This window comes from Curtobacterium sp. CFBP9011, from assembly GCF_034045095.1.
In the GTDB taxonomy this organism is placed as follows: Bacteria; Actinomycetota; Actinomycetes; order Actinomycetales; family Microbacteriaceae; genus Curtobacterium.
The window spans coordinates 354,173-373,025 of record NZ_JAXCWN010000003.1 but is presented as its reverse complement, the minus strand read 5'-3'; the positions used below and the strand labels follow the sequence as shown (position 1 = coordinate 373,025).

At 71.1% G+C, this 18,853-nt stretch carries 18 protein-coding genes; 2 read left to right on the top strand and 16 right to left on the bottom strand.

Annotated elements, in window-relative coordinates; all coding sequences use genetic code 11:
- Nucleotides 1–72: 72 nt before the first annotated feature.
- Nucleotides 73–1,332 carry a class I SAM-dependent RNA methyltransferase gene (locus SOM35_RS09090; RefSeq protein ID WP_320515133.1) on the bottom strand — a complete coding sequence of 420 codons (1,260 nt, stop codon included), beginning with the start codon at nucleotides 1,330–1,332 and terminating at the stop codon, nucleotides 73–75.
- Between the two features lie 14 nt (nucleotides 1,333–1,346).
- Between SOM35_RS09090 and SOM35_RS09085 the strand changes: the two genes are divergently transcribed.
- Nucleotides 1,347–2,147: a Maf family protein gene (locus SOM35_RS09085; protein ID WP_320515132.1), complete on the top strand. Its 801-nt coding sequence runs from the start codon at nucleotides 1,347–1,349 to the stop codon at nucleotides 2,145–2,147.
- 98 nt (nucleotides 2,148–2,245) lie between these two features.
- Nucleotides 2,246–4,021, top strand: coding sequence for an acetyl/propionyl/methylcrotonyl-CoA carboxylase subunit alpha (locus SOM35_RS09080; RefSeq protein WP_320515131.1), 1,776 nt, complete (start codon nucleotides 2,246–2,248; stop codon nucleotides 4,019–4,021).
- Nucleotides 4,022–4,101: 80 nt separating this feature from the next.
- Here the strand turns inward: SOM35_RS09080 and SOM35_RS09075 are convergent, their stop codons facing one another.
- The 15 genes from SOM35_RS09075 to SOM35_RS09005 all read right to left on the bottom strand — a co-directional run bounded on the left by SOM35_RS09075 (nucleotide 4,102) and on the right by SOM35_RS09005 (nucleotide 18,756).
- On the bottom strand, nucleotides 4,102–5,028 hold the full coding sequence (locus SOM35_RS09075; RefSeq protein WP_320515130.1) for a hypothetical protein: 927 nt from the start codon (nucleotides 5,026–5,028) through the stop codon (nucleotides 4,102–4,104).
- 168 nt (nucleotides 5,029–5,196) lie between these two features.
- Nucleotides 5,197–6,828 carry a phospho-sugar mutase gene (locus SOM35_RS09070; protein WP_320515129.1) on the bottom strand — a complete coding sequence of 544 codons (1,632 nt, stop codon included), beginning with the start codon at nucleotides 6,826–6,828 and terminating at the stop codon, nucleotides 5,197–5,199.
- Nucleotides 6,825–7,655: a purine-nucleoside phosphorylase gene (locus tag SOM35_RS09065; RefSeq protein WP_111074263.1), complete on the bottom strand. Its 831-nt coding sequence runs from the start codon at nucleotides 7,653–7,655 to the stop codon at nucleotides 6,825–6,827. Before SOM35_RS09065 ends, SOM35_RS09070 begins: the two co-directional genes overlap by 4 nt.
- A gap of 24 nt (nucleotides 7,656–7,679) precedes the next feature.
- Nucleotides 7,680–7,952 carry a PTS sugar transporter subunit IIB gene (locus SOM35_RS09060; RefSeq protein ID WP_111074264.1) on the bottom strand — a complete coding sequence of 91 codons (273 nt, stop codon included), beginning with the start codon at nucleotides 7,950–7,952 and terminating at the stop codon, nucleotides 7,680–7,682.
- Nucleotides 7,949–8,398, bottom strand: a complete 450-nt coding sequence (locus tag SOM35_RS09055) for a PTS sugar transporter subunit IIA (RefSeq protein ID WP_320515128.1) — start codon at nucleotides 8,396–8,398, stop codon at nucleotides 7,949–7,951. Before SOM35_RS09055 ends, SOM35_RS09060 begins: the two co-directional genes overlap by 4 nt.
- A 4-nt stretch (nucleotides 8,399–8,402) precedes the next feature.
- Complete coding sequence (locus SOM35_RS09050) at nucleotides 8,403–9,515, bottom strand: adenosine deaminase (protein ID WP_320515127.1); 1,113 nt, start codon at nucleotides 9,513–9,515, stop codon at nucleotides 8,403–8,405.
- A 126-nt stretch (nucleotides 9,516–9,641) separates the two neighbouring features.
- Complete coding sequence (locus SOM35_RS09045) at nucleotides 9,642–10,928, bottom strand: thymidine phosphorylase (protein WP_320515126.1); 1,287 nt, start codon at nucleotides 10,926–10,928, stop codon at nucleotides 9,642–9,644.
- Between the two features lie 2 nt (nucleotides 10,929–10,930).
- The gene (locus SOM35_RS09040) at nucleotides 10,931–11,347 is read right to left on the bottom strand and encodes a cytidine deaminase (protein ID WP_308118745.1); all 417 of its coding nucleotides are present in this window, start codon (nucleotides 11,345–11,347) and stop codon (nucleotides 10,931–10,933) included.
- Nucleotides 11,348–11,534: 187 nt separating this feature from the next.
- A complete protein-coding gene (locus SOM35_RS09035; RefSeq protein ID WP_320515125.1) occupies nucleotides 11,535–12,824 on the bottom strand; it encodes an ABC transporter permease in 1,290 nt (429 codons plus the stop codon).
- Nucleotides 12,821–14,275, bottom strand: coding sequence for an ABC transporter permease (locus tag SOM35_RS09030; protein ID WP_414648564.1), 1,455 nt, complete (start codon nucleotides 14,273–14,275; stop codon nucleotides 12,821–12,823). The genes SOM35_RS09035 and SOM35_RS09030 overlap by 4 nt, the downstream gene beginning before the upstream one ends.
- Nucleotides 14,272–15,792, bottom strand: coding sequence for an ABC transporter ATP-binding protein (locus SOM35_RS09025; RefSeq protein WP_111074270.1), 1,521 nt, complete (start codon nucleotides 15,790–15,792; stop codon nucleotides 14,272–14,274). Before SOM35_RS09025 ends, SOM35_RS09030 begins: the two co-directional genes overlap by 4 nt.
- A 93-nt stretch (nucleotides 15,793–15,885) precedes the next feature.
- The gene (locus SOM35_RS09020; protein ID WP_111074271.1) at nucleotides 15,886–16,959 is read right to left on the bottom strand and encodes a BMP family lipoprotein; all 1,074 of its coding nucleotides are present in this window, start codon (nucleotides 16,957–16,959) and stop codon (nucleotides 15,886–15,888) included.
- A 271-nt stretch (nucleotides 16,960–17,230) separates the two neighbouring features.
- Entirely contained in the window at nucleotides 17,231–17,755 is a 525-nt protein-coding gene (locus SOM35_RS09015; protein WP_320515124.1) for a hypothetical protein, read from the bottom strand.
- Nucleotides 17,745–18,248: a hypothetical protein gene (locus SOM35_RS09010; protein ID WP_320515123.1), complete on the bottom strand. Its 504-nt coding sequence runs from the start codon at nucleotides 18,246–18,248 to the stop codon at nucleotides 17,745–17,747. The genes SOM35_RS09015 and SOM35_RS09010 overlap by 11 nt, the downstream gene beginning before the upstream one ends.
- Nucleotides 18,238–18,756: a hypothetical protein gene (locus tag SOM35_RS09005; RefSeq protein WP_320515122.1), complete on the bottom strand. Its 519-nt coding sequence runs from the start codon at nucleotides 18,754–18,756 to the stop codon at nucleotides 18,238–18,240. Before SOM35_RS09005 ends, SOM35_RS09010 begins: the two co-directional genes overlap by 11 nt.
- Nucleotides 18,757–18,853 lie beyond the last annotated feature (97 nt).

Genomic DNA, 18,853 nt, shown 5'->3' with positions numbered 1-18,853 from the left:
CCAGGATACCCAGGTCAGCCTCAGCTTCGTACCCCGCTGCGGAACCCGACGGGGGCGACCACCCGCCGGAGCTCAGCCGACCGGCACCAGCCGTGCCACAGCCTCCAGGTGGTGCGTGTGCGGGAACAGGTCGAAGGCGCGGAGGGCCTCCAGGCGGTACCCGAGGTCGGCGAACGTGGCGACGTCGCGGGCCAGGGCGACGGGGTCGCAGGCCACGTAGACGACCTGCGCCGGCTGCAGTGCCGCGATCGACACGACGACCTCGCGCCCGGCGCCGGAACGCGGCGGGTCGAGCACGATCGTCCCGGCCCGGAAGCGGTCGCGCTCCGGACGGGAGGCCGACTCGACCGTGCGGGACAGCCACCGATCGACACGGCCCGTCTCGGCACGCGCGCCGATCCACTCGGACAGGTTCTCGAGTGCGTGCTCGGTCGCGCGGGTCGCGCTCTCGACGCTCGTCACGCGGGCGCGGGGTCCGACGACGTCGGCGAGGGCGGCGGCGAGCAGACCGACACCACCGTAGAGGTCCAGGTGCTGGCCCTCCGGGTCGAGCCGGTCGCGGTCGACCAGGTCCTGCACGGCCGCGGTGAGGACGGCCGGCGCCTGCCGGTGGACCTGCCAGAAGCCGTCGTCGTCGACCGCGAACGTCCGCTCGCCGACGACCTCCTGCACGACGGTGGGGCGCTGCGCGTCGATGACCAGTCGGGCGCCGCCGGAGCCGCTCGGGCTGAGGACGTCGACGACCTCCGCGCCGGGCATCGAACCGCGACCGAGCGGTGCCGAGCCCTGCACGGTCGCGGTGGCCAGCGGCAGCGAGGTGACCGGGACGACGGTGTGCGACCGCGCGGCGAACGGTCCGGGCGTGCCGTCGGCGTCGACGTGCAGGCGGACCCGGGTGCGCCAGCCGAGGCCGTTCGCCTCGTCGTCGCCGGGCGCGGCCTCGACCACCACCGGCGCGCCGAGGACGGCGTCCAGGTCGATCCGGCCGAAGCGGGAGAACGAGTCGACCAGGACGTCACGCTTCAGGGTCCGCTGGTGGGCCAGGGCGATGTGCCCGAACTCGGCACCACCCGGACGGACCGCGGGGTCCCGGTCGAGGCCGGCCTCGGGCCAGACATGGTCCACCCGGTGCTCGCTCGGTTCGAGGACCTGCACGGTGTCGGCACGCCAGAACGACTTCTTCCGGTCCTCCGTCACCCGGGCCACGACCCGCTCCCCGGGGATCGCGTCCGTGACGAACACCACGCGCCCCTCGTGCCGTGCCACCGAGATGCCGCCGTGGGCGATCCCGGTGACGTCGAGTTCGAGCAGTGTGCCGACGGATTCACCCATGGTTCGATGTTCCCATGCGTCTGTACCTCGCGAGCACCTCCCCCGCCCGTCGCGCCCTGTTGTCGCAGTCCGGGATCGAGCCGGTGCTCGTCTCGCCGGGGGTCGACGAGGACGCCGCGGCCGCCGACGAGCGGGACCGTCTGGGTCGCGAGCTGACCGGTCCGGAGCTCGTGGCGCTGCTGGCGGTGGCGAAGGCGACGGCCGTCGCGGACGGCCTCGTCGGGCTCGCTGACGACTCCGGCCTCGACGGCATCGTCTTCGGCGGCGACTCGGCCTTCGAGGTCGACGGCGTCCTCTACGGCAAGCCCCACGACCCCGAGGTCGCCCGGCAGCGGTGGCGGCAGATGCTCGCCGCCGGCGGCGGCACGCTGTGGAGCGGACACTGCGTCATCGACCGGCGCGTCATCGACCGGCGCGTCGACGCCCGCTCCGTCGCCGAGGCGACCGCCCCGGGGACGGGAGGCGCAGTGCGGGCCGGAGACGAGCCTCCCGTCCGTCCCGTGGGTGCGCTCGCACTCGGCCCCGTCGCACCCGGCGGGTCGGCGCTCGTCGTGGACGGCGACCGGGTGGTCGCGGTGGACAGCGCGGTGCTGACGTTCGCCGACGACATGACGCCAGCGGAGATCGACGCGTACGTCGCGACCGGTGAGCCGCTCGAGGTGGCCGGCGCGTTCACGATCGACGGGCGCGCCGCGGCATTCATCACGCGCATCGACGGAGCCCCCTCGGCCGTCGTCGGCCTGTCGCTGCCGGTCCTGCGTTCGATGCTGCTGCGGGGGTTCGGCATCGCCTGGCACGACCTCTGGGCGCAGTAGTCGCGCTCGCTCGCTGTAGACATCCACCTGCTGCCCACGGTGTTTCTTGTGGACGGCGGTCAAAACAGGACCTCGGCACACGAATACGCTGATGTTCCATGCCCCGCATCAGCAAGGTCCTCATCGCGAACCGCGGCGAGATCGCCGTCCGCATCATCCGAGCGGCCCGCGACGCGGGCAAGGCCTCGGTGGCGGTCTACGCCGACCAGGACCGTGACGCCCAGCACGCCCGCCTCGCCGACGAGGCCTACGCGCTGAACGGCACCACGAGCGCCGACACCTACCTGGTCATCGAGAAGATCATCTCCGTCGCCCGACGGTCCGGCGCCGACGCCGTGCACCCCGGGTACGGCTTCCTCGCCGAGAACGCCGACTTCGCCCGCGCCGTCATCGACGCCGGGCTGACCTGGATCGGCCCGTCGCCCGACTCGATCGAGCGCCTCGGCGACAAGGTCTCCGCGCGGCACGTGGCCGAGAAGGTCGGCGCGCCGCTCGCCCCCGGCACCATCGAGCCCGTGCAGGACGTGTCCGAGGTCATCGACTTCGTCGACCAGGTCGGACTGCCCGTCGCGATCAAGGCCGCCTTCGGTGGCGGTGGTCGTGGGCTCAAGGTCGTGCGCTCGCGCGACCAGGTCGAGGAGCTGTTCGAGTCCGCCACGCGCGAGGCCATCGCCGCGTTCGGGCGTGGCGAGTGCTTCGTCGAGAAGTACCTGGACAAGCCGCGGCACGTCGAGACCCAGTGCCTCGCCGACGAGCACGGCAACGTCGTCGTCGTCTCGACGCGTGACTGCTCGCTGCAGCGCCGGCACCAGAAGCTCGTCGAAGAGGCACCCGCGCCGTACCTGACCGAGGCGCAGCAGACACTGCTCTACGAGTCGTCCAAGGCAATCCTCCGCGAGGTCGGCTACGTCGGTGCCGGCACCTGCGAGTTCCTCATCGGCGCCGACGGCACGGTCTCGTTCCTCGAGGTCAACACGCGTCTGCAGGTCGAGCACTGTGTCTCCGAAGAGGTCACCGGCATCGACCTGGTGCGCGAGCAGTTCCGCATCGCCGAGGGCGGCACGCTCGACTACGCGGACCCGACCCCGCGCGGCCACTCGTTCGAGTTCCGCATCAACGGCGAGGACCCGGGCCGCAACTTCTTCCCCGCGCCGGGCCCCGTGCACGTCTTCAACGCGCCGTCCGGTCCGGGCGTCCGCGTCGACTCCGGCGTGGTCTCCGGCGACGTCGTCTCCGGCTCGTTCGACTCGATGCTCGCGAAGCTCATCGTCACCGGCTCGACCCGTGCAGAGGCGCTCGAGCGCTCGCGCCGTGCCCTCGCCGAGTTCGAGGTCGCCGGCCTGCCGACCGTCATCCCGTTCCACCGCGCGGTCGTCGCGGACCCGGCGTTCGCCACGTCCGACGACGAGCCGTTCAGCATCTACACGCAGTGGATCGAGACCGACTTCGTCAACGACATCCCGGCGTGGAGCGGCTCCCCCGAGGAGCTGCCGGCCCCGGCGTCCCGCGACACGGTCGTCGTCGAGGTCCAGGGCAAGCGCATCGAGGTGACCATGCCGGCCGTCGTCGGTGGTGGTACCGCCGGTGCCCGTCGTCCGTCCGGGCCGTCTGCGCCGCCGAAGCGTCGGTCCTCCGGCGTCAAGGGCGGCCGTGCTGCATCGGGCTCCTCGGTCGCGTCGCCCATGCAGGCCACCGTGGTGAAACTCGCGGTCGCCGAGGGGGACACCGTCGTGAAGGGCGACCTGCTCGTCGTCCTCGAGGCCATGAAGATGGAGCAGCCCGTCCAGGCGCACAAGGACGGCGTCGTCACCGGGCTGAACGCCCCGGTGGGACAGACCGTCTCGTCCGGCCACGTCCTGCTCGAGCTCGCGTAGGCGCTCTCGCAAAACACCGGTGTTCGTCTGAAACGCCGCGCTTGTTCGCGGTGTGACTGACGAACACCGGTGTTTCGCCGTCAAGAACCACGCGGCAGACCGGCACTCGTGAGGGCGCGAGACAGACGATCGTCGTCCTGGACGTCGGCCCACACCACGCGCACGAGCGTCCGGACTCGTGGTCGAGCCCGTAATCGATCCTCGCGGAGCTTCTCGGCGATGACCACCTCCTCCGCGTTCCGCCAGTTGCGGAGGGCAGGATCCCGGTACTTCACGAAACCGTCGAACTCCACGATCACGCCCTGCTCCGGGAACCAGAAGTCGACGTAGCCGATTCGCCCCCGTTCGTCGGCGAACTCCTGCTGGAGGTCCGGCGCCGGGAACCCGAGTTCGGCCATCCGCAGGCGACAGACCGACTCGCCTGGCGATCCCGCCGCTCCGTCCGCGAACTCGATGGCCCGCCGCGCTCGGGTCCGCGACCGCGGTCGAGGCGTCCGGCTGCGCAGTTCGTCGAGCAGGGCCTGCCGTTGTGTCCCCTGCGCCAAGAGGGCATCGAGCACGACGACTGCTGCGGCGAAGGGGCTGCGGAGCGCGACGTCGACCCCGGTCACCACGAGCGAGGTGACCGGGAGGCCCTGCACGCGCGTCTCCTGCAGGTCACGTCCGGCGCCTCCAGCCTTCTGGAGGTGCGCCCGACGCTGCCCGTCGGAGCGGATCGGGTCGGTGACAGTCACGCTGTCCGGAAAGTCGCCGAGCCATGGCAGGCCGTGCAGTGCCACCGCCGACTCGTGGGAGACGACGAGTCGCTCGGAGGCCCATGGGAGGACAGCTCGGATCCGAGCGCGGTGCCGTTCGTGCGCAGAGGCAGCCGCGAACGCCGACGCGAGGACGTACCGGCCCGCGATGAGTCGGACGACTCTGCCGCGCCGTGCTTCGTCGATGAGGCGCCGCCGGTGCGCGGGGTCCGGGTCAGCAGGGTCGACGGCGAGGACAACGAGTTCAGCCATGCCGAACCGTCTCAGTTCGGCGGCCCCAGCGAGCCCTGCCAACGAGCACCTGTGGACAGCCGCTGCTGCCGACGCGTCGTGCAGGGAGAGCAAAACACCGGTGTTCGTCGTACACATCGCGGCAATCTGCGGTGTGTTCGACGAACACCGGTGTTTTGCGGGCGCGCGCTACGAGACCAAGGGGCGGACGGCGGCGGCCAGGCGGTCGGCCAGGGCCGACGCCTCGGCGGGGGTGGCCGCCACGGTGTCGATGTAGACCTTCACCTTCGGCTCGGTGCCGCTCGGGCGGACGATGACCCGGGCACCGCCCTCGAGGTCGAAGCGCAGGATGTCCGACGGCGGGAACCCCTCCACCCTGTCGAGGAAGTCCGTCACCGACGCGATCGCGACACCGCCGAGCTCCGTCGGCGTGGCGGTCCGGAGCGACGCCATGATCTCGCCGATGCGCGACAGGTCGTCCACCCGCGTCGCGACCTGCCCGGACGCGAACGCCCCGAACCGCTCGGCGAAGGCGTCGAGCTGGTCCGCGATGGTCTTGCCCTCGGCCGCCAGCTCGGTCGCGAGCGACAGCAGCTCGAGCGCGGCGGAGATACCGTCCTTGTCGCGGATCACCTGCGGGTCGACCAGGTAGCCGAGGGCCTCTTCGTACCCGAACAGCAGGTCCGGCACGCGCGACACCCACTTGAACCCGGTCAGCGTGTCCCGGTGCCCGAGCCCGTAGTGCTCGGCGACCCGGGCGAGGGCCGGCGAGCTGACGATCGACGCGGCGAGCACGCCGGTCACGCCAGCGTCGGCTGCACGGGCAGCGGCGCGCCAGCCGAGGAGCCAGCCGACCTCGTTGCCGGCGAGGCGTCGGTACGAGCCGGAGCCGTCCGGGATCGCGAGGGCCAGACGGTCGGCGTCGGGGTCGTTGGCGATCACCAGGTCGGCGCCGACCGCGACACCGCGGGCGATCGCCAGGTCCATCGCGCCCGGCTCCTCCGGGTTCGGGAACGAGACCGTCGGGAACGCACCGTCCGGCTCGATCTGCTCCGGCACCACGGCTGACTCACGGAACCCCGCCTGCGTGAAGACCGCACGGGCGGTCTCCCACCCGACGCCGTGCATGGCCGTGTAGACCACGGACGGCTGCGCGTCGGCCGGGAGGGCCGGGGCCGGCACCGTCGCGGCCGTCGCGTCCACGTACGCCTGGACGAGCGACGCGTCGGCGACGGTGTAGTCCGTCGCCCGTTCGAGCGAGCGGATGTCGCCCGCTGCGACGACGTCGATGGCCGCAGCGATCTCGCCGTCGACCGGCGGCACGATCTGCGAGCCCTCGTCGTCGCCGCCGAGGTACACCTTGTAGCCGTTGTCCCGCGGCGGGTTGTGGCTGGCGGTCACCATGACGCCCGCGCCGACGCCGAGGTGCCGGACGGCGAACGCGACGAGCGGTGTCGGCAGCGCCGAGGGCAGCAGCGTGACGTCGAGGCCGAGGCCCCGCATGACCTCGGCGGAGTCCCGCGCGAAGACGTCCGAGTTGACCCGGCCGTCGTACCCGATGACGACGCTGCGGTCCCGCCCGGAGTCGATGAGGAAGCGGGCCAGCCCAGCGGCGGCCTGCGTGACGACGACGCGGTTCATCCGCAGGGGGCCGGCGCCGAGTTCGGCACGGAGCCCGGCGGTGCCGAACTGCAGTCGGCCGGCGAACCGGGCGTCGAGTTCCTCGGTGTCCCCGGCGTCGACGAGCCGCTGCAGCTCGGCGCCGGTCTCGTCGTCGGGGTCCTGCTCGATCCAGGCCAGGGCGGTGTCGAGGACGCTCACAGTGCCGCCACCACGCGGGCGAGCAGGTCGGCGATGACCGGCTCGGCCTGCTTGCCGGCCTCGAGCACCTCGGTGTGGGACAGCGGCGTCTTCTGGATGCCCGCGGCCAGGTTCGTGATGAGCGAGAAGCCGAGGATCTCCATGCCGGCCTGCCGGGCGGCGATCGCCTCGAGCGCGGTGGACATGCCGACGATGTGGCCGCCGATCGCCTTCGCCATCTGGACCTCGGCCGGGGTCTCGTAGTGCGGGCCGCGGAACTGCGTGTAGACGCCTTCGTCGAGGGACGGGTCGACCGACTTCGCGACCGCTCGGAGGCGTGCCGAGTACAGGTCGGTCAGGTCGATGAACGTCGCGCCCTCCAGCGGGCTGTCGGCGGTCAGGTTGATGTGGTCGCTGATCAGGACCGGCGTGCCGGGCGTCCAGGTCTCCTTGATGCCACCGGCACCGTTGGTGAGGACCATGACCGAGGCTCCGGTCGCGGCAGCCGTCCGGACGCTGTGCACGACGCGACGCACGCCGTGGTTCTCGTAGTAGTGCGTGCGCGCACCGATGACCAGCGCGTGCCGGCCGTCGGCGAGACGGATCGACCGGACGGTACCGGAGTGCCCGGGGACGGCCGAGGCGCTGAATCCGGGGACGTCCGCAGCGGGGATCTCGGAGACGGTCTCCCCGAGCAGGTCGGCGGCCTTGCCCCAGCCGGAGCCGAGCGTCAGGGCGATGTCGTGCCGCTCGATGCCGGACCGCTCCGCGATGACTGCGGCGGCGTCACGGGCCACGTCGAAGGGGTCGACGGCGGGGTCGTTCAGGGGGTTCTCGGTGCTGAGCATGCGCCGATCGTACCGGGCGGCAGGTCAGCCGAGTGCCTTCTCCACAGCCGCCGTGATCTCGCTCTGGTCGAAGTGGTTCCGGATCACGATGACCTCGGCGTAGGTGGTCCCGATGGCCTCGACGAACTCCTGGCTGGTGAGGATCACGTTGGCGTCGTCGGAGACGTCCCGCACCGAGGCGACGTCGGCTGCGACGACCTCGGCCGTCAGCCCGAGCGCCGCCAGGGCCTTCTCGGCGTTCACCTTGAGGATCGCGCTGGCACCGATGCCGGCGCCGCAGATGGTCACGATCTTCACGTGGTGCTCACTCCCATGATGCTCCGGATCTGGTCCGCGCTGGTGGCCTCCGCCAGTCGCCTGGTGACGGTCGGGTCGTTGAACAGGTTCGCGATCGCACCGATCGACTCGAGGTGCGTGCCCACCTCGGCCACGGCCAGGCCGAGGACGACCGAGACGGGGTCGTTGTGCGGGTGCCCGAAGACGACCGGTTCGGCGAGGGTGACGACCGCCAGCCCGTCGCGGACCACGCTCGACCCCGGCCGGGCGTGCGCGAACGCCAACCCGGGCGAGATCACGATGTACGCGCCGTGCTCCTCGACCATCGCGATCATGGCGTCGGTGTAGGCGTCGGTGGTCGAACCGGCGGCCACGAGGGCGTCGCCGACGCTCCGGAGCGCGTCGCGCCACGACGACGCGGACGCCCCGAGGACGACGGCCGGGTCCGGCAGCGGCGGCAGGCCCATCGGCTCAGGCCTCCGCGTACCCGGCGGTGATCGCGGCGATGATCTCCTCGCGGTCCTCCAGCGGCAGGAAGGTGCCGAGGGCGGCGTTGATCTGGAACGCGGCGAGGTCGTCGAGGTCGTAGCCGAAGGTGCCGGCCAGGAGCGCGAGCTCCTTCGACAGCGTCGTGTTGCTCATCAGGCGGTTGTCGGTGTTCACGGTGACCCGGAAGCCGAGCTGGTACAGGACGTCGAACGGGTGGTCGGCCAGGTCGTCACCCCACGCGGCGATGGCGCCGGTCTGCAGGTTCGAGGACGGCGAGACCTCGAGCGGGATCTCACGGTCACGGACCCAGGAGGCCACCTCGCCCAGGGTGGCGAGCATCGAGCCGTCGCCGCCGTCGGTCAGGGCGACGTCCTCGAACACCCGGACACCGTGGCCGAGGCGCAGCGCGCGGCCGTCGACGAGTGCCGACCGGATCGACGCCAGACCGTCCGCTTCGCCGGCGTGCACGGTGACGGGGAAGAGCTCGGAGGCCAGGTAGTCGAACGCTGCCTTGTGGTTCGACGCGGGGAACCCGGCTTCGGCGCCGGCGATGTCGAAGCCGACGACGCCGTGGTTGCGGTGGCGCACCGCGAGCTGGGCGATCTCCATCGAGCGGTCGGCGTGGCGCATCGCGGTGACGAGCTGGCCGATGCGGATGGACCCACCGGCGGCGTCGACCGCGGCTTCGATGCCGGCCTGGACGGCTTCCACCGTCTGGTCGAGCGTCAGCCCGCGCTGCAGGTGCTGCTCCGGGGCCCAGCGGATCTCGCCGTAGACGACACCGTCCGCGACGAGGTCCTCGACGAACTCCTTCGCGACGCGGGTCAGCCCGGCTTCGGTCTGCATGACGGCGGTGGTGACGTCGAACGTCTTGAGGTACTCCACCAGGGAGCCGGAGTTCGACTGGTCGGCGAACCACGCGGCCAGCTCGGTCGGGTCGGTGGTCGGCAGCTCGACGCCGTCGGTCGCAGCGAGCTCGATGATCGTCGCGGGGCGGAGGCCGCCGTCCAGGTGGTCGTGCAGCGAGACCTTGGGCAGGTCGTTGATGACCGCCCCGGCGTCGGGCAGGCGGTGGATGGTGGCGGCGTCGCTCATGCGCCCAAGGCTATCGGTGGTCACCGACCCCCGCAGGGCGGGGTCGACAAACCCGTGGACGACGGACTGAAAGCTCCCCACAGGACGTGTGGGGAGCCTCCAGTCAGAGGATGTGGCGGACGACGCCTACTGGATCCGCTCGCGCACGATCGGGCCGCGATCCGGCGCGGACTCGCCGATCGACCAGGCACCCTCGAGCGACTCGAGCGCCCGCTCGAAGCGCTCCGGCTCGTCGGTGTGGAGCGTCCAGAGCGGCTGACCGGCGGTGACCGTGTCGCCGGGCTTCACGTGCAGTTCGATGCCGGCGCCGGCCTGCACCGGGTCCTGCGCCCGCGCACGCCCGGCGCCGAGGCGCCAGGCCGCGATGCCGAACGGCAGTGCCTGCTGCGTGGCGAGCACACCGGACTCGGTGGCGGTGACGACGTGCGTCTCGGCGGCGACCGGCAGCGCGGCCGACGCGTCGCCGCCCTGCGCCTCGATCATGCGGCGCCAGGTGTCCATCGCGCGGCCGTCGGCGAGGGCGGCGGCCGGGTCGGCGTCGGTGACCCCGGCCAGCCGCAGCATCTCCTCGGCGAGCGACACGGTCAGCGAGACGACGTCGGCGGGTCCACCGCCGGCGAGGACCTCGACGGACTCGCGCACCTCGAGGGCGTTGCCGATCGTCAGACCGAGCGGGACCTCCATGTCGGTGAGGAGCGCCGAGGTCGCGACTCCGGCGTCCTTGCCGAGGTCGACCATCGTCTGCGCCAGGAGCTTCGACTGCTCGAAGTCCGCCATGAACGCGCCCGAGCCGAACTTCACGTCGAGCACGAGGGCCGCGGTGCCCTCGGCGATCTTCTTCGACATGATGCTCGACGCGATGAGCGGGATGCACTCGACCGTGCCGGTGATGTCCCGGAGCGCGTAGAGCTTCTTGTCGGCCGGTGCCAGACCCGACCCGGCGGCGCAGATGACCGCGCCGACGTCGGACAGGATCTCGGACATGCGCTCGTTCGAGATCGCGGCCTGCCAGCCCGGGACCGACTCGAGCTTGTCGAGCGTGCCACCGGTGTGGCCGAGCCCGCGGCCGGAGAGCTGCGGCACCGCGACGCCGAACGTGGCGACCAGCGGTGCGAGCGGCAAGGTGATCTTGTCGCCGACGCCGCCGGTGGAGTGCTTGTCGACCGTGGTCTTGCCGAGCGAACCGAACGACATCCGCTCCCCCGACGCGATCATCGCGAGCGTCAGGTCACGGATCTCACGGCGTTCCATGCCGTTGAGGAAGATCGCCATCGCGAGCGCGGCCATCTGCTCGTCCCCGACGTAGCCGCGCGTGTACGCGTCGACGAGCCAGTCGATCTCGGCGGTGGACAGCGTCCCGCTGGAGCGCTTCGTGCGGATGAGGTCGACGGTGTCGAACGGCTCGACGGCCATGGTCAGTGCTCCTGCTGGTAGGTCATGAGGGTGCGCGGCCCGAAGGCGTCGGGCAGGACCTCGTCGATGGTGCGGATGCCCGAGACCGTCTCGAGGAGCATGCCCTCGGTCGAGTGCTCGAACAGCAGCTGCCGGCAGCGCCCGCACGGCATCAGGGTCGCCCCGTCGCCGTCGACGCAGGTGAACGCGACGAGCTTGCCGCCGCCGGTCATGAACAGCTGCGACACGAGCGAGCACTCGGCGCACAGGGTCACCCCGTACGAGGCGTTCTCGACGTTGCAGCCGGAGACGATCCGGCCGTCGTCGGTGAGCGCCGCAGCCCCCACCGGGAAGGACGAGTACGGCACGTAGGCGCGCCCCATCGCGGTGGTCGCGGCCTCCCGCAGGGCGGTCCAGTCCACGTCGACGGTCGCGTCGATCGCGGCGTCCGGGTCGGACGGGAGGCTCCCCACCGGCACGGCCGTAGCGCCGCTGGCGCGTCGCTCCGGAACCGGCGGCGTGGGCCCAGTGGCCGGGTCCGTCCAGGAGGGCTCGCCGGTCGTCGGGTCGGTGGTGACCCCCTGGTCACCCGCAGCGTTCGTGTCGGTCATGTGGCGGGCCTCCCGGCTAGTTCTTGATGTACGGCTTGCCGGACGCAGCCGGGCCCCGCGACTGGCCCACCAGACCGGCCACCGCGAAGATCGTGACGACGTAGGGCAGCATCAGCAGGAACTCGCTCGGTACCGGCGAGTTGATCGCCCCGAGGGTGTTCTGCAGGTTCGACGCGAAGCCGAACAGCAGCGCGGCGAGCGTCGCCTTGATCGGGTCCCAGCGGCCGAAGATGACCGCGGCCAGCGCGATGTAGCCCGCGCCCGCCGTCATGTCCTTCGTGAACGGTCCGACCGCGTCGAGCGTGAAGTACGCACCACCGAGGCCGGCGATCGCTCCGGCGAGCGAGACGTTCCAGAAGCGCGTGCCGGTGACGTTGATGCCGACGGTGTCCGCGGCCTCCGGGTGCTCGCCCACCGCGCGGAGGCGCAGGCCCCAGCGGGTCTTGAACAGCGCGAAGGTGACGACGGCGACCGCGATGTAGGCCAGGTAGACGATGACGGTCTGCTCGAAGAACACCGGGCCGATCACCGGGATCTGGTGCAGGACCGGGATCTCGATCTTCGGGAAGCGGATGCCGACGTTGAGCGTCGTCTCGGACGGCGAGAGCACCTGCGAGTACAGGAACCCGGTGAGCCCGGAGATGAACGCGTTGATGACCACACCGACGATGACCTGGTCGACGAGGTACTTGATGCTGAACGCCGCGAGGACGAACGACACGAGCACACCGGCGATGAGGGCACCGATCAGACCGACCCAGGCGGACCCGGTCAGCGAGGCGATGAGGGCCGAGGTGAACGCACCGGCGAGGAACTGTCCCTCGATGGCGATGTTCACGACGCCGACCCGCTCCGAGATGACGCCGCCGAGGGCTCCGAACACCAGCGGGACGCTGAGGCCGATCGCGCCGACCAGCAGGCCGGGCAGCGGGATCGTCTTGCCGGCGGCGGCCCAGGTGAGGAAGCCGACGACGAACACGACCGCGAAGACGCTGGTCAGCCACAGCGGCACCGGACGGAACCGGCTGACCAAGAAGAACGCGACGGCGGTGCCGAGCGACAGCAGGACGACGACGACCACGCCGGTCGCCAGCGACGGCAGCCCGACGTTCGGCAGCTGCACGAAGTCGCCGGCGTTGGCCAGACGGAACGTGGTCGTGCCGCCACGACGGACGCCGAGGAACAGCACGGCGGCGAGCACCGAGAACACGGCGAACGCGATCGGTGCCTTCCAGCTACGGGTGGTCTCGACCGCTCGGTCCGCGACGGGTGCGGCCGGGGCCGCGGTGGGGCTGAGGGTGCTCACGCGGCGACCGCCTTCCGCTTGGAGTTCTTACGGGTGCGACGACGTGCGCCCGGCTGCGGGATCCGGAAGACCGCGCGGACGAGCGGCGGGGCCGCGATGAACAGGACGATGAGGGCCTGGATGACGCCGACGATGTCGATCGGGATGCCGTTGGCGGCCTGCATGGCGTAGCCACCGTTCTTCAGCACGCCGAACAGGATCGCGGCCCAGAAGGTGCCCCAGGGCTTGGAGCGGCCGAGCAGCGCGACGGTGATCGCGTCGAAGCCGATGCCGGCGTCGATGCCCGAGGTGAAGCCCGTCGTGACGGCGCCCTCGACCTGGTAGGCACCGGCGATGCCGATGAGGGCACCGGAGATGACCATCACCCAGACGGTCAGCGCTGGGACGCTCATGCCGGCGACGCGGGCCGCGCGGGGGTTCTCGCCCACCGTGCGGAAGCGGAAGCCGAGCGACGACTTGTTCATCAGCCACCACACGACGACCACCGCGACCAGGGCGACGAGGAACCCGACGTCGATGCCGAACCGGGAACCGAACAGCGACGGCAGGACCGCCGAGTCACGGGTCGCGGGCGAGATCGGGTTCGGGCTGCCGCCGGCCTGCAGGAGGCCCGGGGTGCGGAGCATGAAGCTCACCAGGTACAGCGCGACGTAGTTGAGCATGATCGTCAGGACGACCTCGTTGGCACCGGTCCGGGCCTTGAGGAGTCCGACGATGCCCGCCCAGACCGCACCGCCGACGATGCCGGCCAGGATCGTCAGCGGGATGTGCACGATCGCGGGCAGATCGAACGAGAACCCGACCCAGCCGGCAGCCGCGGCGGCCATCAGGACCTGTCCCTGCCCGCCGATGTTGAACAGGCCGGTGCGGAACGCGACCGCGACGCCGAGGCCGGCGGCGATGAGCGGCACCGCGTAGTCGACCGAGCGCGTGATCGGGGCGATCGCGGTCGCGAACGACGGCGCCCCGAAGTTCACGACCGAGCCCTGGAACAGCGACGAGTACGAGCCGCCGACGGCCGTCCCGACCGCACGGAGCGTGTCGAGCGGGCGGGCGAAGAAGTACCCGGCCGCGGCCTGGACGTCCTTGTCGGTGAGGGCGATGAGGACACCGCTGGCGATGAGGGCCAGGACCACCGCGAGGACGGTGGTCAGGACGGAGCCGTTCACGATGCTGCGGAGCGCATCGCTCCAGCGGCCCTCGCGGCGCTCGCTGTCGGTCGCCGAGTCGGTCATCAGGTGCGGGGCGCCGGTGACCTCCTGCAGACGGTCGTCGACGGCGGGGGTCGCGGCGTCGTGCGTCGCGTCGTCGTGCGTCGTGTCGGCGGTCGTCGCGGCGGCGCTCGTCGCGTCGTCTCGCGTCGCGTCGGCCGGGAGGCCCGTGGTCGCGTCGGTCTGTGCGGTGCGGTCCGACGGCGTGGTGCCGTCGTGCTGCGGCGTGGGGTCGCTCACGCGGCGAGCTCCGTTCCTGCGGGCAGTTCGCCCGCCATCATGAGTCCGAGGACGTCCCGGGGTGTGGACGCGGGGACGATGCCGACGATCGCGCCGCGGTACATCACGGCGATCCGGTCGGCGAGCGCGACGACTTCGTCGAGCTCGGTGGAGACGACGATCACCGGGACGCCGCTGTCGCGGGTCTCGACGATGCGCTTGTGGACGAACTCGATCGAGCCGACGTCGATGCCGCGCGTGGGCTGCGCGGCGACGAAGAGCCGCAGCGGGCGGCTGAGTTCGCGGGCCAGGACGATCTTCTGCTGGTTGCCGCCGGAGAGCCGACCGGCTGCGGTGGTGCGCCCGGGCGTGCGGATGTCGAACTCGGCGATCTTCTCGTCGGCGAAGGCGTCCCGCTCGGCGGCGCGGATGGTGCCGGCACGGACGAAGTCGGCGGAGTCGGCGCGGTCGAGCATGAGGTTCTCGGCGATCGTGAACTCCCCGACCAGGCCGTCTTCCTTGCGGTCCTCGGGGACGAACCCGACGCCGGCGTCCAGGATCTGCTTGACGCTGCGGCCGGTGACCTCGCGGCCGTCCAGGGTGATCCGACCGGAGCGGACCGGCTCGAGGCCCATGATCGCCTCGGTCAGTTCGGTCTGGCCGTTGCCCTGCACACCCGCGATGGCGAGCACCTCGCCCCGGCGGACGGTGAACGAGACGTCGTCGACGAGCACCAGGCCGGTCGGGTCGGTGACGGTGAGGCCCTCGACGACCAGGGCGGCGTCGCCCGGGGTGGCCGGGGCCTTGTCGACGACGAGTTCGACGCTGCGGCCGACCATGAGTGCCGCGAGCTCGCTGTTCGACGCGGTCGGGGACGCTTCGCCGACGACCTTGCCCAGGCGGATCACGGTGATGCGGTCGGCGACCTCGCGGACCTCGCGGAGCTTGTGGGTGATGAAGACGATGGCGGTGCCGGCTTCGCGGAGCTGGCGCATGATGCCCATCAGCTCGTCGGTCTCCTGCGGGGTGAGGACGGCCGTCGGCTCGTCGAACACCAGCACGGAGGCGTCGCGGGACAGCGCCTTGATGATCTCCACGCGCTGCTGCACGCCGACCGGCAGGTCCTCGACACGGGCGTCGGGGTCCACGTCGAACCCGAAGCGCTCGGAGATCTCGCGGACGCGCTTGCGAGCACCCGCCAGGTCGAGGCGGCCGCCGAACGCGGTCTCCTCCTGCCCGAGCATCACGTTCTCGGCCACGGTGAAGACGGGGACGAGCATGAAGTGCTGGTGCACCATGCCGATGCCGGAGCGCATGGCGTCGCCCGGTCCGTCGAAGGCCTGGACGACGTCGTCGAGCAGGATCTCGCCCTCGTCGGCCTGGTACATGCCGTAGAGGACGTTCATCAGGGTCGACTTGCCAGCACCGTTCTCGCCGAGGAGACAGTGCACCTCGCCCGGTTCGACGGTGATCGAGATGTGGTCGTTGGCGACCAGGCTGCCGAACCGCTTCGTGATGCCGCGGAGTTCGAGCTTCATGTCGGTGAGTCTATTTCTGTCTCGGGCGTGCACGGGTCCCCGTGCGCGCGAGAACGCGGGCGGAGGAGTGCTCCCCCGCCCGCGTTCGTCGGACTACTTGACGGATGCCTCGGTGTCGACCTTGACCGAGCCGTCGATGATGCCGGCCTTGATCTTGTCGAGCTCACCCTGCAGACCCGAGTCGACCTTGGACTCGTAGTCGTGGAACGGCGCGATGCCGACGCCGTCGTTCTTCAGCGTGCCGACGTACGGGGTCTTCGAGAAGTCGCCCTTGGCGGCCTGCTCGACGACGTCCTTCGTGGCGGGCTTCATGCCCTTCTCGATGGAGGTGAAGGCGATGTCCTTGTAGCGGGGGTCGGCCTCGTAGAGGTCGCTGTCCGCGCCGATGAGGACGGAGCCGTTGTCGGCGTCCTTGATCGCCTCTGCGGCCGACTGGTAGATCGGGCCACCGACGGGCAGGATCACGTCGGCGTCCTGGTCGAGCAGCGACTGCGCGACCGACTTCGCCTGGGTGCCGGCCTCGAAGCCGCCGGTGAACGAGCCCTTCTGGCTCTTGACGTCCCAGCCGACGACCTTGACGTCCTTCTTCTTCTGCTCGTTGTAGTACGCGACGCCGTCCGCGAAGCCGTCCATGAAGATGGTGACGGTCGGGATCTGCATGCCGCCGAAGGTGCCGACGGTGCCGGACTTCGAGTAGGACGCCGCCGCGTAGCCGGCGAGGAACGCCGCCTGCGAGGTGTCGAACGTGATCGGCTTGACGTTCTTGGCGTCGATCGAGTTGTCGTCGATGATCGCGAAGTCGGTGTCGGGGTTCGCCGCGGCCTGCTTCTTCGTCGAGGCGGCGAGGTTGAAGCCGACCGTGACGATGAGGTTGCAGTTCTGGTTGACGAGCTGCTGGATGTTCGAGTCGTAGACGGTCGCGTCCTTCGACTCGGCGTCCTTGTACTGGGCGCCCAGGTCGGAGGCGGCGTCCTTCATGCCCTCGAAGCCGAGCTGGTTGAACGACTTGTCGTCGAAGCCACCGGCGTCGGAGACCATGCAGGGCAGGAAGTCGGACTTCTTGGACGAGGTCGAGCTGGACGGTGCGGATGCGCAGCCGGCGAGCACGGCGACGGTGCCGACGAGCGCGAGACCGCTCATGGCGACGCGACGGGTACGAGATGACACGGGGGTTCCTCCGGGGAGATCGGGAGTCGACCCGGAGTCACTGCGCACCGGGCGATCGTCAGGACAGTACACGACCGGCCGGGCGGTACAGGACCGGTCCGGAGGCCCTCCGACATCGGTTACGCGATCGCGACCGCGCCGTAACGCGCCGGAAACGCGACGGCCCCGTCGTGCCCCCAGTTCGCGGGGTTTCGTGATGGAGCGCTACAGCCGGGCTCCGGTCTGGAGGATCGTGCAGGCATCCCCCACATCCGCCGGTCCGCAGGGTGGTTCAGAAGTCGGCGTCCGCGTCGCCGGGGAAGCACAGCGAGACAGCCTCGACGCCGTACAGGTCCGGGGCGACCGAGAGACTGATCGACCTCGTCGTCCGACCGCCACGGCCTGTGATCGTGGGCTCGTCCTGCGTTCCCCACCGGTCCAGCGACATGCCCTGTCCCTTCCACCGCGCCGTCACCGCGGCGACGTCCGCGGGTACGTCCCCGATCGAGCCGCGTGTGACGAGGAAGCGCCACTGCGCACCCGGCTCGCCGTTCGACAACCGGCAGTCCTCCGCGTAGTCGGGACCGGTCTCGTGCTGCCACGTGCCGCCCAACGCGGTGGTCACCCGGTCGACAGCCTCGACCATCTGCCGCTGCGCGGTGTCCGCGTCGAGCACCGGTGTCGCCGTCTCGCTCGGTGTCGGTGTGGGTGTCGGAGCGGGCGTTGCACAGCCGACGAGCGTGCCGACGACGAGCACACCGATCGTGGCGCCGACACCCCGGTGAGCACGTCGCCGGAGCACGTCCTCAGAGCGCATCAGCGTCTCCGGGGAAGCACAACGAAACGCTCTGGACGGCGGTCAGACCGGGGGCCACGGACAGGCTGATCGATGAAAGACGACCCCCACCGCGTCCCACTACGGTCGGCTCGGAGGTGGTTCCCCACCGTTCGACGGTCATCCCCTGCTCGCGCCATCCGTGTCCGATCGTCGGCATCTCGTCTGCCACGCCGTCGCTGCCAGTCCGGGTGACGAACGAGGTCCACCGCGCCATCGCCCGACCGTCGGACCCCGTGCAGTCCTCGGCGTGGTCCGGCCCACTCCGGTGCCGCCAGTCACCCCCGAGTCGCGTCGTGACCGCGTCCACGGCATCGACCATCTGCCGTTGTGCGGTGTCCGCGTCCACCGGTGTGGCCGTCTCGCTCGGTGTCGGTGTCGGAGCGGGCGACGCACAGCCGACGAGCGTGCCGACGACGAGCACACCGATCGCGGCCGCGGTCAACCGGTGGGCGGCGATCGTGTCAGAGGTCATCGGGGTCCCCGGGGAAGCACAGCGACAGCGCCTGGACTCCGTACTGGTCGTCAGCGACCGAGAGGCTGATCGAGTCGGTCGCCGCGCCGCCGCGGCCGACGAGGGTCGGATGAGCGGTGGAACCCCACCGGTCGATGGTCATGCCCTGACGCTTCCAGTGGGCCTCGACCACGGGGAGGTCCTCGGTGACGTTCCCGACGAACGGACGCGTCCGGACGTCCACCCACTGCGCACCCGGCTGTCCGCCCGGCAGAGCGCACGCATCGGCGTAGTCCGGACCCGTGCCCTGGTCCCAGTCCCCGCCGAGCCGTCCGGTGAGGTCGTCGACCGCACCGACCATCTGTTGCTTCGCGGCGTCGGCATCGATCACCGGCTGGGCCCGGCGTGGCTCGCCAGCACCCTGCTCGGGCAGGACACAGCCGGTGAGGACCAGCGCAGACGCCACCAGCGTCACGGCGCTGCGTGCCGCGCGCCCGGCGGCCGTCGTTCGCCACTCGGTCTGCACCATGCGCACTCCCCCGCTCGCAGTTCCCCCGGTTCGACCGTACCCGCCGGTCCGGGAGCGGGGGACCCAGCCCGGGGCCGCCGCACCTCACTCATCAGAG

Coding starts and splice junctions, on each gene's coding strand:
- SOM35_RS09090 (WP_320515133.1), bottom strand. CDS start 1,332: ATGGGTGAATCCGTCGGCACACTGCTCGAACTCGACGTCACCGGGATC.
- SOM35_RS09085 (WP_320515132.1), top strand. CDS start 1,347: ATGCGTCTGTACCTCGCGAGCACCTCCCCCGCCCGTCGCGCCCTGTTG.
- SOM35_RS09080 (WP_320515131.1), top strand. CDS start 2,246: ATGCCCCGCATCAGCAAGGTCCTCATCGCGAACCGCGGCGAGATCGCC.
- SOM35_RS09075 (WP_320515130.1), bottom strand. CDS start 5,028: ATGGCTGAACTCGTTGTCCTCGCCGTCGACCCTGCTGACCCGGACCCC.
- SOM35_RS09065 (WP_111074263.1), bottom strand. CDS start 7,655: ATGCTCAGCACCGAGAACCCCCTGAACGACCCCGCCGTCGACCCCTTC.
- SOM35_RS09055 (WP_320515128.1), bottom strand. CDS start 8,398: ATGGGCCTGCCGCCGCTGCCGGACCCGGCCGTCGTCCTCGGGGCGTCC.
- SOM35_RS09050 (WP_320515127.1), bottom strand. CDS start 9,515: ATGAGCGACGCCGCCACCATCCACCGCCTGCCCGACGCCGGGGCGGTC.
- SOM35_RS09045 (WP_320515126.1), bottom strand. CDS start 10,928: ATGGCCGTCGAGCCGTTCGACACCGTCGACCTCATCCGCACGAAGCGC.
- SOM35_RS09025 (WP_111074270.1), bottom strand. CDS start 15,792: ATGAAGCTCGAACTCCGCGGCATCACGAAGCGGTTCGGCAGCCTGGTC.
- SOM35_RS09015 (WP_320515124.1), bottom strand. CDS start 17,755: ATGCGCTCTGAGGACGTGCTCCGGCGACGTGCTCACCGGGGTGTCGGC.
- SOM35_RS09010 (WP_320515123.1), bottom strand. CDS start 18,248: ATGACCTCTGACACGATCGCCGCCCACCGGTTGACCGCGGCCGCGATC.
- SOM35_RS09005 (WP_320515122.1), bottom strand. CDS start 18,756: ATGGTGCAGACCGAGTGGCGAACGACGGCCGCCGGGCGCGCGGCACGC.